Below are 16168 nucleotides of genomic sequence, written 5' to 3'. Positions count from 1 at the left end.
ACGGCGGCGAGTTGGCGAGCGTCCACGCCGCCGCCCTTCACTCGACCGGCTGACGCACCTGCGGCTCGTCGGCCGCCATCGGGGCCGGCGCCGACGCCGCCCGACGCCCCACGAGGGCCGACAGCAGCGCGAGCTGCAGCGCCGCGCCCACTGCCGGGCCGAGCCACACGCCCGACACCCCCATCGGCCCCGACAGCACCGCCGAGGTGGCGAGTTGGGCGCCGAGGCCGAGCAGCACGGCGAGCACCAGCGGGCGGCCGGCGCCCGCTGCCTGGTGGACGCCGCCGAGGGCCACCACCAGGGCGTACGGAAGGAGGTAGAGCGCTGCCATCCGCAGGAAGCCGACGGACTGCGCCGCCACCGCCCAGTCGTCGGTGAAGAGCGCGGTCAGCGGGGCGGCGAGCGTCGCGGACAGCAGCGCCGCCACGGCACCGAGCAGCGCGGCGAGGCGTCCGGTGTCGCGGCGCAGGGTGCGCAGCGCGCCGGTCTCCCCCGCGCCGGCGAGACGGGCGGCCTCGATCGCGGCGGCCTGGCGCAGCGCGTAGAAGGCCATGGTGACGACGAGCAGCACGCGGTAGCCGACACCGTACCCGGCCACCGCCGCGACGCCGAAGCCCGCCACCAGCCCGAGTTGGGCCGCGCCGACGGCCATCCGGGCCGTGAAGTCCAGACTGAACGGCGCTCCCGCGCGCACGATCCGCACCGCCGCCGCGCGCACTCCCCCGGCGAGACCGGCGGTCCGCGCCGACGGCGCCGGCGCCGGCGCCGGCCGTCCCGGCAGGCGTACCCGCAGCCGTCCCCGCAGGCGCAGCGTGACGGCGAAGGCGATCGCCCGCGAGGCCGTCAGGGCCAGCGCCGCGCCCGGTACACCGAGGCCGGGCAGCGGGCCGGCGCCGAGGATCAGCAGGGGGTCGAGGGCGAGCAGCAGCGCGTTGGAGAGCAGGGCGATCCGCATCGGGGTGCGGGTGTCGCCCGCCCCCTTGAACAGTTCGTCGGCGACGCGCTGGCCGAAGAACAGCGGGAAGGCCGGGAGGGCCACGGCGAGGTACTCGGCGGCGCGGGCGGCGGCTTCGCCGTCCAGGAAGGCCCCCGCCAGCCGGTCGCGCAGCAGGAAGCCGGGGACGGCGAGCGCGAGGCTTCCGGCGGTACAGAGCCGCCAGGCGGCCCGGGTGGTCCGGGCGGCCTCGGCGTGATCGCCCGCGCCGAGGGCGCGGGAGAGCCGGACGCTGGTACCGGAGCCGACCACCAGGACGAGCCCGAGCAGCAGGTTCTCGACGGTTCCGGCGAGTGTGACGGCGGCGACCGCGGCCCCGCCGAGGCCGGCCACCCAGAGGGTGCCGATCACCGAGGCGATCACCCCGGACAGCAGTTCCGCGTAGACGGGTACGGCGAGCGCCGTGAGTCGGGACAGATGCCCGCGCATGATTCCTCCCCTGTTCCGCCGCCCGAAGCCGTGCCCGGACCTGGGCCGGGGCCTCGGAATGGTCCGGGACCTCGGGCTTGGTGCGGAGGCCTCGGGTGTGGACCGGAGGCGTGGACCGGAGGCCTGGGCGGCAACCTCGAATAGAGATACATCGGATCGAGGTATATCGGCAAGAGGTAGCATGGCCGCTCCACCGGGCGCACTCCGACGGAAGGGCTTCGACCGTGCTGACCCTCGCGATCCTCGGCTTCCTGTACGACGAGCCGCTGCACGGCTACGAGCTCAAGTCCCGGATCACCGGCCTGACCGGCCACATCCGCCCGGTCAGCGACGGCGCGCTCTACCCCGCCATCGCACGACTGGAGAAGGCCGGCCTGCTGTCCCGCCGCACCGAACCGGGCACCGGTGCCGCGCCGCGCCAGACCCTGGAGCCGACCGAGGACGGCCGGGCCGAACTGCTCCGGCGGCTGGCCGACCCGGAGCAGGTCGAGATCACCGACCAGATCCGCTTCTTCACGCTCACCACGTTCCTGCACCACCTCGCCGACCCACCCCGGCAGGCCGCCGTCCTCCGCCGCCGACTGGCCTTCCTGACCGCGCCGAGCAGCTTCTTCTACGACGGCGACGGCCGACCGGTCACCGCCGAGCGCGAGCCCAACCCCTTCCGGCGCGGGATGCTGCTCGTCGCCCGGGCCTCCTCGGCGGCCGAACGGACCTGGCTGGAGGAGACCATCGCGGAGCTGGAAGAGCCCCGGTAGCGCCCCGCAGCCCCTGGCAGCCCCCATAGCCCCCACAGCCCCCACAGCCCCACCCGCTCGAACGACCGAGCGAACAACCGGAATCAGGTTCCTCCGGACCTGGTTCCACCGGGCCCCGGCGTGGCTATGATGATCCGCCTCACGTCCTCGGCGTCCCTCCGCGGCGTGACCCGCCACCGCGCCCCGCCGTCCCCCTGGAGGCCGCCGTGCCCACTGCCGAGACCGCAACCGCCCGTCCCGTGCCGCTGCAGCGCGACGACATCCCCGGCTGGTTCTTCAGTCTCGATCGGGCTGCTTTCAGCCATCTGCTGTCCGCCCAGAGCGCCGCCGGCGTCACCGGCGACATCCTGGAACTCGGCAGCTACCTGGGCCGCAGCGCCGTCCTGCTCGGCGACCACCTGCGGCCGGGCGAACGGCTGACGGTCTGCGACCTGTTCGACTCCGAGGCGGGCGACGACGACAACGCCGCCGAGATGGCCATGTCCTACCGCAAGACACTGACCCGCAGCGCCTTCGAGTCCAACTACCTGGCCTTCCACCACGAGCTGCCCGAGATCGTGCAGGCGCCCACCTCGGCGCTGGCCGACGGCCGGATCCCGGCGGGCAGCTGCCGGTTCGTCCACGTCGACGCCTCCCACCTGTACGAACACGTCGCCGGGGACATCACCGTGGCGCGGGCCGCGCTCACCCGGGACGGCCTGATCGCCCTGGACGACTACCGCTCCGAGCACACCCCGGGCGTCTCGGCCGCGGTCTGGGAGGCGGTCTTCACCGGCGGACTGCAGCCGGTGCTGCTCACCCCGATGAAGTTCTACGGCACCTGGGGCGACGCCGCGGCCGCCCGGCAGGTCCTCCTGGAGCGGGACTGGCGGGCCGAGGGCTACACGGTGGACGAGGACACCATCGCCGGGGCACGCGTGCCGCGCCTCAACTACCGGGTCAAGGCCCCCGTCCAGCGCTCCGCCTCGCGCCGACTGGCACTGGAGCTGCTGCCCCCCGTCGCCACCAAGGCGACCCGCCGGATGCTCCGGACGCTGCGCGAGCGGCGTGCCGTGCCGCCGCCGCGCGCCTGAGCCCCGACGGGCCGGCCATCCGTTTCACTCCTGCTGTCCCGTCCGCCACGTCCGCCGCCCAGTGGGGGCGGGCCGGGGTCGGCGCCCGCTCCGCCGTCGGCGTCGGCTGCCACACCGGTGCCGCCGACGCCGACGCCGGCACGAACACGTAGGCGAGGACCGAGCCGAGGATCCCGGCCGCCGCGGCGGCCACCAGGAGGAGGTTCAGGCCCTCGAACGGCGCGGCGCCGCCCTGCCGGAACAGCACGCCGAACGCCGCGACCCCCAGGGCCTGCCCCAGCTGACGGAACGTCGCCACGACCCCGACGGCCAGGCCCGCCCGCTCCGGCGGCAGCGCCGCGAACACCGCCGCGCCCATCGCCGGGGCCCATCAGCCCGACGCCGACACCGGTCGGCGCCGGCCCGGCCGCGCGCCCGTAGCGGCCGAGGAGCGCACGTCCAATCCGGCCTGCAGCGTGCGGGCGCCCTGCTGCCGCTCGAACGGGTCCCGTGGTGACGGATGAGTGGGTGGGCGGAGGGCTGGGCGGAGGGTTGGGCCGATGAGCTTCTTTTACGACTGACGTATTTTCAAAAGGCCTTCACTCCAACGGGGGAATCTCCTTTAAAGATTTGCCCACGGAACATTAAAGGGCGCATAGTGATGACACCTCAGTTTGGTCTATTGAACACCAAGTCTAGGCAAAGTCATCCCAGGTGAGGAGAAGGCCTTGTTCCACGGAATCACGATGGCGGACGCCCCCGGGCAGCGGCTCCGCGAGGAGATCGCGGGCCCCGGCACCACGCCCCTGATCGGCGTCTACGACATGTACTCGGCCTCCATCGCGGCCGAGCACTACAACGGCATGTTCGTCTCCGGCTTCGGCTTCGCGGCCTCCTACTACGGGCTGCCCGATATCGGTTTCATCGCCTGGCCGGACATGGTCGCCTTCGTCGAGCGGCTGCGCGGCGCGTTCCCCCTGCACCACCTGCTGGTGGACATCGACGACGGGTACGTCGATCCCGAGGTGGCCTGCCATGTCGTGCGCCGGCTTGAACGCATCGGCGCCTCGGGCGTGATCCTGGAGGACCAGAAGCGGCCGCGCCGCTGCGGTCACGCGGACGGCAAGCAGGTCCTCCCGCTGGAGGAGTACCTGGCGAAGCTGGAGCTCGTCCTCGCCAACCGGACGGACCTCGTGGTGGTCGCCCGCACCGACGCCACCGAGGAGGACGACATCCTGCGCCGTGCCCGGGCGCTCGCCGCCACGGACGCCGACGTGGTGCTCGTCGACGGCGTGCGCAGCGAGGCGTGGATCCGCCGGATCCGCGCGGTGGTCGGCGACAAGCCGCTGCTGTTCAACCAGATCGGCGGCGGCAAGTCCCCCCGGCTCTCGCTCTCGGAGCTGACGGAGCTGGGGGTGGACGTGGCCATCTACAGCACGCCCTGTCTGTTCGCCGCGCACCGGGCGATGGAGGAGGCGCTGGCCGGGCTGAAGGTCGCCGATGGGCGACTGCCCGCCGCAGCCGAGGAGAGCCGGCAGATCGGCGTGCGGGAGTCCACCGAGCTGCTGGAGCGGAACATCTCCCGCTCCCGGGGGCTGACGGCGGTGACGGCGTGAGGGCCGGGCCTCGCGGGCCCGCCCCGCCCTCGGCGGCTGCCGTCCTGCGGGCCGGCGCGCTGGGGCTGGCCGGGGCGTGCGCTGTGCTCGCGGGCGGGGTCGCACCCGCGGCCGCCGGCAGTCTGATCACGGTCGTGGACAACTCCCACGCGGACTCCTGGCTCGAGATCGACCGGACGGCCAATGTCCAGAACGGCAGCGGCTCGGCGGGCAGCGACCACGACGGCGCGGGCTCGCTGGTGGGCGGTGTCCTGGGGCCGGGTTCGTCGGCCGGGCCCGCGCTCCGCCCAGTGGCGGGAGGCGGCCCGTGAGCGACCGTCCGGCCGACTCGAAGCGGCAGGGACGGCAGGAACGACCGCCCGGGGGACGGAGGAACGGGCTTCGGGCGCGTCGGCCGGTGCCACGTCGGGCGGTGCCACGTCGGCTGCGGCCTCGGTGGCTCGATCCGTACCTGGCGGCGCTGGCCGGGACGGTCGGCCTGGCTGCGCTCTTCCCGGCCTCGGGCGGGTCGGCGCGGGTCGCCGAGGCGGCCTGCGACCTCGCGGTGGTGCTGCTGTTCTTCCTCTACGGCGCCCGTCTCTCCACGCGCGAGACGCTGGCCGGGCTGCGGCACCTACGGCTGCACGGGCTGGTGCTGGCCGCCACCTTCGGCCTCTTTCCCCTGCTCGGGCTGGCCACCACGCTGCTCACGCCGGTGCCGCTGACCGGGCAGTTGCAGACCGGGGTGCTGTTCCTCTGCCTGGTGCCCTCGACGGTGCAGTCCTCGGTGGCGCTCACCGGCAGCGCCGGGGGCAATGTCCCGGCGGCGATCTGCGCGGGCACCTACTCCGGCCTCGCGGGGCTGGTCCTCACCCCGCTGCTGGCGGCCTGCCTGCTGGGTTCACACGCCGAGCTGTCCGCTGACGGGCTGCTGCGGATCGGGCTGCAACTGCTCGCACCGTTCCTGCTGGGGCAGGTGCTGCGGCCGTGGATCGGCGGCTTCCTGGCCCGCCACAAACGGGGGCTGACCCCGGTGGATCGCGGTTCGATCCTGCTCGTGGTCTACACGGCGTTCAGCGCGGCGGTGGCCCGGGGCATCTGGAGCCTGGCCACTCCCGCCGCCCTGTTCGGGCTCCTCGCGGTGCTCCTCGCCCTGCTCGCCGCCGCCCTGGCCGCCACCGGGCTCGGGGCGCGACTGCTGGGGCTCGACCGGGCGGCCCGTATCGCGGCGGTGCTATGCGGTTCGCAGAAGAGCCTGGCCAACGGGCTGCCGATGGCCACCGTCCTGTTCGGGCCGGAGGCGGGGGTACTGGTGCTGCCGCTGATGCTTTACCACCAGCTCCAGTTGGTCGTCGGCACGGTCCTCGCCGGGCACTGGTCCCGGGCCCCCGCCGTAGCCACTGCCACTGCCACTGCCACCACTGCCGCCACAGCTCCACTCAACGGGCAGGCGCCGGCCGCGCTCACCGGTCCGGGCGCGCCGCCAGCGCCCGGGTGATCCCCCGGCGCAGCCGGGTCGAGGCCCCGGGCAGGTGTCCCAGTCGGCGCAGCCGCTCGGCCGGCAGCTCCGGCCGTCGGGTCAGCTCCAGCACCGCCGCGTACGGGCGGTCGCCCTCCCTCAGCCGTTCGGCCACCAGGTCGACCAGCCCGTCCAGGGCCGCACCGGTGAGGGCGGGGTGGACGGCGAGCAACAGCAGCAGGTGGTTGTCGTTCCAGGTGCTGTGCCGTCGGAGGGCGAGCGCGGCCAACAGGTCGGCTGGCGCGGCGGCGTTCCGGGCGATCGCATGCCAGACGAACGGGTACTCGCCCCTGGCCACTTGGCGCAGCACGTCCGGGTTCGAGGTCCGTTCGGCCAGTCGGCGGTAGTCCCCGCCGTCGTGCAGCCGGCGCAGCGCCTCGACGTCGTCCTGCTGATGGGTGTCGTCCATGTCGAGGCGCGACCCTAACAGGCCGACCGGCCCTCAGGCTCCCGGCCGAGACGCCGGGCCGACCACGTCACCATGACCATGGCCATGGTGACGTGGTCGGTCGTCATCGGACGTAGTAGGCGCGGTTGTGGGCGGCGACCGGCGGGGACTGGTAGGTCCAGACCCCGGCGGCCGGGGCGTCGGCGATCAGGTGGGCGAGGTCGCGGGCGGACTCCTCGGCGGGGTTGCCGAGGTCGAGCCGGACGCGGTCGGCGGTGCGGTCGTCCAGCGCGTAGTAGCGGTAGGGCTGGTAGACGTTGAGCGGACCGGCGAGCAGCTTGCCCTCGTCGTCGGTGCCGTAGCCGGTGATCGGGGTGTTGTTGACCGGTTCGGCGGTGAGACCGACCAGGTTGACGTCCAGGGCGAGGAGTTCCTCGTCGTGGCGGTCCAGACCGTCAGGCCCGAGGGTGGCGCGGCGGCAGGAGACGGACCAGCGTTCGCGCACGGCGGGCGCGTTGAGGGAGGGCAGCGTGGTCTCGAACCAGCCCGGGTGCTTGGGCTCGGCGTAGAGCCGGCGTCCGGCGTCGATGGCCAGCGGGTTGTCGCAGAGCACGTGCAGGCGGGCGATGCCGAGCAGCTTGGTCTGGTCGTAACCCCGGGCGTACTGGCCGTAGTTGACGGCCGGGATCCGGTCTTCGGCGAACACCGGGTGGGCGACCAGGTTGATCTCCAGCTCCTGGGTGATACCGCCGCCGTTCGGGTACTGGGCGAAGTAGAGCTGGTAGTTGAGCGACACGCACGCCCCGCCGTCGAAGGCGGCGGCGTTCAGCCCGGGGTGGCGCTTGCCGAGCAGTTCGCGCGCCCGTTCGCGATCGACCAGGTAGTCGACGCCGATGTTGTGCAGCGCGCCGTAGTGGAAGGGCAGGTGGTAGGGCTCCGGTACGGGCGGCAGCGGCAGGCCGGTCATGAGGGCTCCGAGGGCGAAGGAGGTTCGGGGGTACGGGCGTTGGCCGAGGACGTGACCACAGTCGGGGGTGTGACGGCGGGCGGGGGCGTGACGGCCGGCGGGGGTGCCACCACCGCCGGGCGGTGCAGCTCCAGCAGGTCCCGGTGCATCCGCTCGGCGCTGCGCAGCGCGAGCGCGGCCATGGTGAGCGAGGGGTTGGAGGTGCCGAGCGAGGGCATCGAGCCGCAGCCGACGGCGTACAGGTTGGGGTGGTCCCAGCAGCGCTGCCAGTGGTCGACGACGGAGGTGGCGGGCGAGTCGCCCATGATGTGGGTGCCGCCGGCGTGGCCCGCGCCCCGGTAGCCGTGGACGGCTCCCCGGTGTTCCAGCCGGCCCGGCCAGGCGCCCGCCGGGTAGGTGGTGTGGTCCTCGGCGCCGAGCAGGGCGAAGAGCTGGTCGGAGACGGCCCGGGCGGAGGCCATGCCCTCGCGGACGTAATCGGAGAGGTCGTAGCGGACGGCCGGTGCGGGGAGGCCGAGCGGGTCGCGCCGCGCCGGGTCGAGGGTGACCCGGTTGGCCGGGTCGGCGGGCTGTTCCAGCTCGAACTGGAGCGAGAACTGGCGGCCGAGCCGGTCGCCGAGGCGCTCGCGCAGCTCCTTGCCGCGCAGTCCCCTGCCGTGCGGGCCGCCGGCGATCAGCGCGGCCGCCTCGGCCTCGGGCGCACCGCCGGCCCAGGACCAGCCCCAATTGCCGATCTCGATCCGGAACGGTGCCCGGCGGTCACGGCCCGGGCCGAAGCGGAAGGCCTCCAGGCCACTGGTCGAACCGGGTCCCCGGTAGGGGCCGACCGGGCGGGGCATCAGGCCCCAGGTGAGCAGGGCCGGGTGATCCATGAGGTTCCGGCCGACCTGGTCGCTGCGGTTGGCCAGGCCGGAGAGGAGCAGCAGCCGGGCGTTCTCGATCGCGTGTGCGGCGAGGACCACCAGGTCCGCCTCCACCCGGTGGGCCGTGCCGCCGGACAGGTACTCGACTCCCCCGGCCCGCCCGCTCTCCGGGTCGGCGAGCACCCGGCTGACCACCGCCTCGGTGCGTAGCTCCACTCCGGCCGCCCAGCGGGCCTGGGTGCGCAGCGGGGTGTACTTGGCCCCGGTCGGGCAGGCCGGGACGCAGCCGGCGCTGCCCGCGCAGAGCGGTCCGTCACCGGAGCCCGGGCGGGTCGGTACCCCGCTGGCCGGTACCACGTCGGTCGGCACCCCGTTGCGGGCGTGCGGGGTGGCGGTGACGGCGAGCCGGGCGGGACCGGGCATCGCGGGGTCGCGGACGGTCCGGCCGTCGAGCACGTCGGCCAGCTGCCGGTCGAGGAAGCTGGCGGGGATGGCGCGCATCGGGAAGGCGTAGTCGTCCGGGATGGGCAGTCCGACGGCGTTGCGCTGCGCCTCGGCGTCGGCGGCGACGCCGAGTTCGTGCTCGGCGGCGCGGTAGTGGGGCTCCAGGTCGTGGTAGCCGATCGGCCAGTTGCGGCCGTGGCCGAGGTCGCCGGTGCGGAAGTCCTCGGGGTGCATGCGCGGGGTGAGCCCGGTCCACAGCAGGCCGGTGCCGCCATTGGCGCGCAGGTAGCCGCTGGCGTACGGCAGCGGCCCGTGCTGGCGCAGGTGGCCGGTGGCGGTGAAGCCGCCGTCGGGCAGACCGGTGAGGTCGGTGACATCGGGGGACGGCGCCTCGGGGTTGTGCGGGTAGGGCGAGGTGGGCGGTCCACCGCCGGCCGCGCGGTGGGCGGCGGAGACCTCGGCGCCGGTGGGCGCGGCCCGGCCGGCCTCCAGGACGAGCACCCGCCAGCCCTGCGCGCCGAGGTGGTGGGCGACCAGGGTTCCGGCGAAGCCCGCGCCGACGACGACGGCGTCCCAGCGCGCGGTCATCGGGCCTCGCCTCGTCGGGGTGCCTCGACCAGGAGCGCCTCGGCCCGGGGCGCCCCGCTCCGGGGTGCCCCGGCCCAGCTGCCGTGCCCGGGCGCAGCAGCACCGGGCGGGGTGGCCCGGAAGGTCCGCCAGACCAGGCCCTGGTCGTGGGCACGGGCGGAGCTGGGTGCCTCGCCGGGCCAGGCACCGACGTACCAGAGGTGGACGAGGGCGTGCTCGTCGCGGACCCGGTGGGCCAGCACGGTGCGGTGGTGCTCCTCGGCCATGCCGGTGGCGCGCAGCTCGGGTACGTCGAAGCCGGTCAGCTCGGCGCAGACGCGCAGGAATTCCTCCGGGTCGGCCAGCTCGTCGGCCTCGTCGGCCTCGACGGGGTCCCAGTGCTGCGCCAGGTCGAAGTCGGCCGGACGATCGTCGGACACGGACACGCGGGCACCCCCACGATCGACAGCGGACGGCCACGGAACCGGTGGCCGGGAAACGAATGGCCAGTCGGATGGCCAAGACATGACAGGTCCGGAGCGCCCATGCCTCACTGCACGGCCGGAACTGCCACCGCGATCCTGCCGCCGGCACTCACCACCGGAAACCCGTTGCCCGAATCTGCCCGGACTTGATCACCTGCCGACCGGCCACCCACCCAGTTCGCCCATATGACGCCAGCTTTCGATCATCGAAGGTCGGCGATCGTCATCGGCGGTCAGTCCTCAGCGATCAGTCCTCGGCAGTCAGTCCAGGGCGGTCAGTCCAGGGTGCGCACCGCGTCCAGCACGTCCAGGCCCAGCTCCGGGTCGGCGTCCTCGGGCAGGCTGACGGACACTCTGGTGACCAGGCCCGCGTACCGGCGGCGGATCTCCCGGGCGACCTCCTCGACCGACCCGGACACGGCGAAGGTGTCGAGCACCCGGTCGTCGATCAGCGCGGCCATCTCCGCCCAGCGTCCGCGCACCGAGTGGGTGTGCAGCTCCTCCTGCAGCCCCTCCCAGCCGTGCTGCGCCAGCACCGGGCGGTAGGCCGGGGTGGAGGCGTAGAAGGCGAGCCGCTCACGCGTCGCGGCCCGATTGGCCGTCAGTTCCTGCTCGGTGCGCCCGGCGGCGGTGAGCACGTTGCCGACGATCTCGAACGGCCGTGCCGTCCACGCGGCCCCCTCCCGCTCGGCCCGCGCCCGCTCCTCGGCCAGCCCGGGCAGCACCTGCTCGGCCAGGTAGGCGGTGGAGGAGAACGGGTGGCTCAGGAACCCGTCGGCCACCGCCCCGGCGGTGCGGGTCATCAGCGGCCCGACGCCCGCGAGCAGGATCCTCGGCACCCCGGCCGGGACGGGGTCGGGCGAGAACACCGGGGTCATCACCGTGTGGGTGTAGAACTCGCCCCGGAAGCGCAGCCGTTCACCGGTCTGCCAGCTGTCCCAGATCGCTCGCACGGCGTGCACGTACTCGCGCATCCGGGCGGCCGGACGGTCCCAGGGCATCCCGAAGCGCTTCTCGATGTGCGGCTTGACCTGCGAGCCCAGCCCGATGACGGCCCGTCCGCCGGAGGCCGCGTGCAGCCCCCAGGCCTGGTAGGCCAACGTCATCGGGGTGCGGGCGAAGGCCACCGCGATGCCGGTGGCCAGTTCGATCGACGTGGTCCGGTCGGCGGCGCGGGCGAGCTGGAGGAACGGGTCGTACGCGGTCTCGGCGACCACCAGCCGGTCCATGCCCCGGCGTTCGGCGCGTTCGGCGGCGTCCAGGATGCCCGCCGGGTGGCCGGAGGCGGTGGCGTCGAGGCGGAAGGCGGCGGGTCGGTCCATGGCGGTGCTCCTGGTCGGGGGCTGCGGTGCTACCCGGGTAGCCTGCCACGCCCTCGGCACCGACCCGGCCCGCCCTCGACCCGACCCGGCCCGGCCCGGCCCACCATCGACCCGCACCGACGCGACCCCGCACCGATGCGACCCCGCACCGGCCCGGCCCGTCCTCGCCTGGCTCCCTTCGACGGCCCCGCCCCCGCGCTACGCCGCGAACAGCCGGTCCAGGTGCCGGTCCACGGCGGTGAGCACGGCGGCCGGCTCGACCACGTTCAGCTCCAGCAGGGTGGCGAACCCGGTCAGCGCCAGCAGTAGGTCGGTCTCCACCACCGGGTCGCGGTCGGCCGCGATCCGCCCGTCCGCGACCGCCTGCCGGACCACCTGCTCCACCATGGCCCGCCCCTGCAGCAGCCCGCCCCGCGCCCGCGCGTGCACCTCTTCGTCGTGCAGCGCCTCCAGGACGTAGGCGGCGCCCATCCGGCTGGTCGCCCGCGCGTCGGCGTGCAGCGGAAGCATCTCGACCAGCATCGCCCGCAGCACCGCGCGCGGGTGCGGCCGGTCGCCGAGCTCCGCCAGCGCTCGGCCGACGCGCAGTGCGCTCTGCTCGCCGGCGAAGTCCATGGCGAAGGCGAGCATCGCCGAGCGGGAGGTGAAGTAGTGCTGGAGCTGCCCCAGCGACATGCCCGCTTCCTGGGCGACCTCGCGCATCGTCAGGTGGGTGGCGCCGCGCCGCTCCACCACCCGCCACAGTGCCCGGGCGATGGCCTCCCGGCGCTCCTGGTGGTCCACCTGTCTGGGCATGCCCTGCCACACCTCCGAATCCCGTTCCCGCTCGCGTTCCCGCGCGGCTTCCTGGTCCGGCATTCCCGCGGAACGTTCCCATACGCTTGACATAATACACCTGACCTATAACGCTGGAGGCATCCGAGGGAGGAGCCCACATGCTCACGCGGCCCGTCGCCCACACCACCGAGGGAACCGTCCGCGGCTTCCCGGACCGGGGGTTCGCGGTCTTCCGCGGCATCCCCTACGCCCAGCCGCCGGTCGGACCGCTCCGTTTCGCCGCTCCCGCCGCGCCCAAGCGCTGGGACGGCGTCCGCGAGGCCTTCGAGTTCGGCCCCGTCGTCCCGCAGTCCGGTCCGCTGCAGGCGGAGCCGTCCGAGGGCACCGACTGGCTCACCCTCAACGTCTGCACCCCGGATCCCGGCCGGGCGGGGCTGCCGGTGCTGGTCTGGATCCACGGCGGCGGGTACATGTCGGGGACCTCCGGCGACCCGCTCTACGACCCGGTCGAGCTCGCCCGGGCCGGGCTCGACCTGGCCGGCCTGGTCGTGGTGGGCGTCAACTACCGGGTGGGCGCGGAGGGTTTCGCGCTGCTGGAGGGCGCCCCGGCCAACCGTGGCTTCCTCGACCAGATCGCGGCCCTGGAGTGGGTGCGACGCAACATCGCCCGGTTCGGCGGCGACCCGGACCGGGTGACCGTCGCCGGCCAGTCCGCGGGCGCCGGTTCGATCGCCGCGCTGCTGACCATGGGCGAGGCGCGCGGCCTGTTCCGGCGGGCCGTCGCCCACACCGTCCCGGGCACCCTCTGCACGCCGGCCCTGGCCGCCGAAGTCACCGCCGAACTCGCGAAGCTGGTCGGCACCGCCCCCACGGCCGCCGCCCTGGCCGAGGTCGACCCCTGGCGCCTGGCCGCGACGGTCACCGACCTCGGCGCGGCGCTCCCCCAGCACCTCGCGCGCTGGGGGCGGCTCGCGCAGAGCGGCATCGCCACCCTCCCGGTCGTCGACGGCGAGGTCCTGCCCGGCGCGCCCTGGTCCGTCCTGGCCACCGGCCGGGCCGAGGGCATCGACCTACTCATCGGTCACACCCGCGACGAGTTCCGCCTGTTCAGCGTCCTCAGCGGCCGGCACGGCACCTTCACTGACGAGGAGGCCCGCCTCGCGCTGGAGCTGTTCGCCCCGGCACCGTCCGGCCCGGACGACTACCGCGCCGCGTACCCGGGAGCCACCGCTTCGGACCTGCTCGAGGCGGTCAGCTCCGACGCCCTCTTCCGGATGCCGTCCCTCCAGCTCGCCGAGGCCAACGCCACGGCCGGCGGCACCTCGTACCTCTTCGAACTGGCCCTCCCCGCCCCCGCGATGGGCGGCGCGCTCGGCGCCTGCCACGGGCTGGACGTCCCGCTCGCCTTCGGCACCCTGGGCAGCCCGACGGGTCGGCAGTTCCTCGGCGACCCGCCCTCCCCGGAGGTCGTGCGGGTCTCACAGGAGCTGCAGCGGGCCTGGATCCGGTTCGCCACCACCGGCGACCCGGGGTGGCCCTCCTTCGATCCGGACGCGCAGCTCACCCGGGTCCTCGACGCCCGCTCGGAGACCGTCCGCTACCCCGAGCAGGCCGCCCGCGAGATCTGGGCCGGGCACCCCCTCACCGCCTACGACCTCCACTGACGCAGGGGGCGCCGCCCACGCCGGGCCCGATCCGCTCGGCGAGGGCGGTGACAGCGGCGTGGACGGCGTGGACGGCGTGGACGGCGTTGACGGTGACAGCGGCGAGGACCGACGTCGCCCTGCTGCGCGGCACCGGGCCGGTGGAACCGCCCGTGCGGACCGTGCACCTGTACGACGAGAGGCGCGTCGCCGTCCGAGCCCGCGAGCAAGCCCCAGGGAGCGCAGAGAGGCCCCCGACACCCGGCACCGGCACCGGCACCGGCACCGGCACCGGCTGACGCCCCGCGCTGGGAGGAGGCCACGGAATGGACCCCGGTCGTCCACAGGGCGACCCAGCCCGACGACGAGGTCCGCAAGCGACTGCGCCCCGAATACGCCGAGGACCCCGACTCGCTCGTCGCCGTGGCCCACGTGGTCGCCATCGAGTTCGCCACCATCGCGGCCGCCAACGACTACTGGCGCTGACCTGGCCGTCCCCGGCGGCCGGACCCGCAGCCGCCGGGGCGGAAGCAGGCCCGCTCCGGGGCGGACGCCGCCGCTACGCCTGCAGCAGCTTGAGCAGCTCGGCGGCCACCAGGGCCGAGGAGGCCGGGTTCTGACCGGTCACCAGGTTGCGGTCGACCACCGAGTGCGGCGCCCAGGGCGCGCCCTCCTCGAAGTCCGCGCCGAGTGCGACCAGCCGGTCCTGGAGCAGCCAGGGCGCCCGGTCCGCCAGGCCGGCCTGGGTCTCCTCGTCGTTTGTGAAGCCGGTCAGCCGGTACCCGGCGAACGGCGAGCCGCCGTCCTCGGTGCGGGCAGCGAGCAGGGCGGCCGGGCCGTGGCAGACCACGCCGAGCGGACGGCCGGAGGTCAGCGCCTTGGTGAGCAGCCGGCCGGAGTCGGCGTCGACCGCCAGGTCCTCCATCGGGCCGTGGCCGCCGGGGTAGAACACGGCGTCGTAGTCGGCCGGGTCGACCTCGGCCAGTACCAGCGGCCGACGGAACTCGTCGATCGCCTCCAGCGCCTCGGCGATCGCCGGGTCGGTCAGGCTGGCCCGGTCGGCGACCGGGACGACGCCGCCCGGAGTGGCGACGGTGACCCGGTGGCCGGCGGCGGTGAGAGCCTGGTACGGGACGACGGCCTCCTCCGCCCAGAAGCCGGTCGGGTGCTTGGTGCCGTCCTTCAGCGTCCAGACGTCCGAGCCGGTCAGGACGAACAGGATGTCGGCCATGGTGGGTGCCTCCAGTGGTGCGGTCCCTGCCGCGACGATCCCGTCGCGGCGCTCACACCGTCGACGCTAGACCCGGCGAGCCCACAGGAACCAATGGGCCACGCGATGCGAGGCATCGGAATCCCGATGTCTCGCACGGGCGGCCCAGCCATCGGAATCCCGTAGGCTCGCGGCATGAGCGATCGGCTGCTGCCGGGTTCCGGCCCGCTGGACCTCAACCAACTGCGGACCTTCCTCGCCGTGCACCGCGCGGGCTCCTTCACGGCGGCCGCGCACCTGCTGGGCCTCTCCCAGTCCACGGTGACCGCGCAGATCCGCGCGCTGGAGCAGCGGCTCGGCCGGGAGCTCTTCGAGCGCCGGGCACGCGGGGTCAGCCCGCTGCCGTACGCCGACGACCTCGCGGCCCGCCTCGCGGTGCCGCTGGACCAGCTGGCGGGCCTCGCCGACGGGCGCGGCGGCGGCGTGCCGGAGCCGGTCCACCTGGCCGGGCCGGCGGAGTTCCTCGGCACCGTCCTGCTGGCGAAGCTGGCGCCACTGGTCGCCGAGGGCGTCCAGCTGCGGGTCACCAGTGGGCTGACCGACCCGCTGCTGGAGGAACTGCGGGCCGGGCGGCACGACCTGGTGGTCGCCACCCGGCGCCCGCGCGGCCGGACGCTGCTCGCCGAGCCGCTGGCCGACGAGGAGTTCGTCCTGGTCGCCGCCCCCGTGTGGGCCGAGCGGCTGGCCACCCGGGAGCCGGCCGGCCGGGAGCTGCCCGAGGCCCTGGCCGAGGTGCCGCTGCTCAGCTACGCCGAGGACCTGCCGATCGCCCGCCGCTACTGGCGCCACGTCTTCGACCGGCGGCTGCACGCCCGGGCGGCGCTCACCGTGCCGGACCTGCGGGCGGTGCTCGCGGCGGTGACGGCGGGCGCGGGCTGGAGCGTGCTGCCCGGCTACCTGTGCCGGGCCGAACTCGCCTCCGGGGCGCTGCGGTTGCTGCACGAGCCGGCCGATCCGCCGATCAACACGGCCTACCTGGTCCGGCGCCCGGCCGGCTCGGCCAACCCGCACGTCGCCCTGGTCCGCGATCACCTGTTGGCCGTGGCCCGCGCCTGGGGCTGAGGCCCTACGGAGCGTCGCGCGGGTCGGCGAGGC

The 16168-nt window shown here is 74.6% G+C and carries 16 protein-coding genes and 1 pseudogene; 9 read left to right on the top strand and 8 right to left on the bottom strand.

Annotated features, from left to right (window positions below; translation table 11 throughout):
• Positions 1 to 37: 37 nt before the first annotated feature.
• The gene (locus ACZ52R_RS05625; RefSeq protein WP_465752813.1) at positions 38 to 1423 is read right to left on the bottom strand and encodes an MATE family efflux transporter; all 1386 of its coding nucleotides are present in this window, start codon (positions 1421 to 1423) and stop codon (positions 38 to 40) included.
• 224 nt (positions 1424 to 1647) lie between these two features.
• On the opposite strand from ACZ52R_RS05625, the gene ACZ52R_RS05620 reads away from it, so the two are divergent.
• The 5 genes from ACZ52R_RS05620 to ACZ52R_RS05600 all read left to right on the top strand — a co-directional run bounded on the left by ACZ52R_RS05620 (position 1648) and on the right by ACZ52R_RS05600 (position 6326).
• On the top strand, positions 1648 to 2181 hold the full coding sequence (locus ACZ52R_RS05620) for a PadR family transcriptional regulator (RefSeq protein WP_465660975.1): 534 nt from the start codon (positions 1648 to 1650) through the stop codon (positions 2179 to 2181).
• 206 nt (positions 2182 to 2387) lie between these two features.
• Positions 2388 to 3254, top strand: a complete 867-nt coding sequence (locus ACZ52R_RS05615) for a class I SAM-dependent methyltransferase (RefSeq protein ID WP_465752811.1) — start codon at positions 2388 to 2390, stop codon at positions 3252 to 3254.
• A 725-nt stretch (positions 3255 to 3979) separates the two neighbouring features.
• On the top strand, positions 3980 to 4849 hold the full coding sequence (locus ACZ52R_RS05610) for an isocitrate lyase/PEP mutase family protein (protein ID WP_465619670.1): 870 nt from the start codon (positions 3980 to 3982) through the stop codon (positions 4847 to 4849).
• Complete coding sequence (locus ACZ52R_RS05605; RefSeq protein WP_465619567.1) at positions 4846 to 5160, top strand: hypothetical protein; 315 nt, start codon at positions 4846 to 4848, stop codon at positions 5158 to 5160. Before ACZ52R_RS05610 ends, ACZ52R_RS05605 begins: the two co-directional genes overlap by 4 nt.
• Before the next feature lie 101 nt (positions 5161 to 5261).
• Positions 5262 to 6326 (top strand): bile acid:sodium symporter family protein, encoded by a 1065-nt coding sequence (locus ACZ52R_RS05600; RefSeq protein ID WP_465619569.1) that lies wholly within the window; start codon positions 5262 to 5264, stop codon positions 6324 to 6326.
• Here ACZ52R_RS05600 and ACZ52R_RS05595 read toward each other — a convergent pair.
• From ACZ52R_RS05595 to ACZ52R_RS05570, 6 genes are all read right to left on the bottom strand, one after another.
• Positions 6292 to 6756 carry a hypothetical protein gene (locus ACZ52R_RS05595; protein ID WP_465619571.1) on the bottom strand — a complete coding sequence of 155 codons (465 nt, stop codon included), beginning with the start codon at positions 6754 to 6756 and terminating at the stop codon, positions 6292 to 6294. The genes ACZ52R_RS05600 and ACZ52R_RS05595 overlap by 35 nt on opposite strands.
• A gap of 103 nt (positions 6757 to 6859) precedes the next feature.
• Entirely contained in the window at positions 6860 to 7702 is an 843-nt protein-coding gene (locus ACZ52R_RS05590; RefSeq protein ID WP_465619573.1) for a hypothetical protein, read from the bottom strand.
• Complete coding sequence (locus tag ACZ52R_RS05585; RefSeq protein WP_465660977.1) at positions 7699 to 9597, bottom strand: GMC family oxidoreductase; 1899 nt, start codon at positions 9595 to 9597, stop codon at positions 7699 to 7701. Before ACZ52R_RS05585 ends, ACZ52R_RS05590 begins: the two co-directional genes overlap by 4 nt.
• The gene (locus ACZ52R_RS05580) at positions 9594 to 10016 is read right to left on the bottom strand and encodes a hypothetical protein (RefSeq protein WP_465752809.1); all 423 of its coding nucleotides are present in this window, start codon (positions 10014 to 10016) and stop codon (positions 9594 to 9596) included. Before ACZ52R_RS05580 ends, ACZ52R_RS05585 begins: the two co-directional genes overlap by 4 nt.
• Before the next feature lie 320 nt (positions 10017 to 10336).
• Positions 10337 to 11383 carry a TIGR03617 family F420-dependent LLM class oxidoreductase gene (locus ACZ52R_RS05575; RefSeq protein WP_465660981.1) on the bottom strand — a complete coding sequence of 349 codons (1047 nt, stop codon included), beginning with the start codon at positions 11381 to 11383 and terminating at the stop codon, positions 10337 to 10339.
• Between the two features lie 198 nt (positions 11384 to 11581).
• Positions 11582 to 12178: a TetR/AcrR family transcriptional regulator gene (locus ACZ52R_RS05570; protein WP_465619581.1), complete on the bottom strand. Its 597-nt coding sequence runs from the start codon at positions 12176 to 12178 to the stop codon at positions 11582 to 11584.
• 140 nt (positions 12179 to 12318) lie between these two features.
• Between ACZ52R_RS05570 and ACZ52R_RS05565 the strand changes: the two genes are divergently transcribed.
• The 3 genes and pseudogenes from ACZ52R_RS05565 to ACZ52R_RS05555 form a co-directional block, all read left to right on the top strand.
• On the top strand, positions 12319 to 13824 hold the full coding sequence (locus ACZ52R_RS05565; protein WP_465660982.1) for a carboxylesterase/lipase family protein: 1506 nt from the start codon (positions 12319 to 12321) through the stop codon (positions 13822 to 13824).
• A 92-nt stretch (positions 13825 to 13916) separates the two neighbouring features.
• Positions 13917 to 14102 (top strand): hypothetical protein, encoded by a 186-nt coding sequence (locus ACZ52R_RS05560; protein ID WP_465660984.1) that lies wholly within the window; start codon positions 13917 to 13919, stop codon positions 14100 to 14102.
• A 58-nt stretch (positions 14103 to 14160) separates the two neighbouring features.
• Positions 14161 to 14289, top strand: a pseudogene (locus tag ACZ52R_RS05555) (hexameric tyrosine-coordinated heme protein); the annotation flags it as partial.
• 73 nt (positions 14290 to 14362) lie between these two features.
• On the opposite strand, the gene ACZ52R_RS05550 reads toward ACZ52R_RS05555, so the two are convergent.
• Entirely contained in the window at positions 14363 to 15034 is a 672-nt protein-coding gene (locus tag ACZ52R_RS05550; protein WP_465619585.1) for a type 1 glutamine amidotransferase domain-containing protein, read from the bottom strand.
• Between the two features lie 174 nt (positions 15035 to 15208).
• Between ACZ52R_RS05550 and ACZ52R_RS05545 the strand changes: the two genes are divergently transcribed.
• Positions 15209 to 16135: a LysR family transcriptional regulator gene (locus tag ACZ52R_RS05545; RefSeq protein WP_360491189.1), complete on the top strand. Its 927-nt coding sequence runs from the start codon at positions 15209 to 15211 to the stop codon at positions 16133 to 16135.
• Positions 16136 to 16168 lie beyond the last annotated feature (33 nt).

The organism is Kitasatospora sp. NPDC034023 (assembly GCF_055575795.1).
Note: the sequence above shows the minus strand (reverse complement) of the source record. Positions and strands in the feature narration are given on the sequence as shown.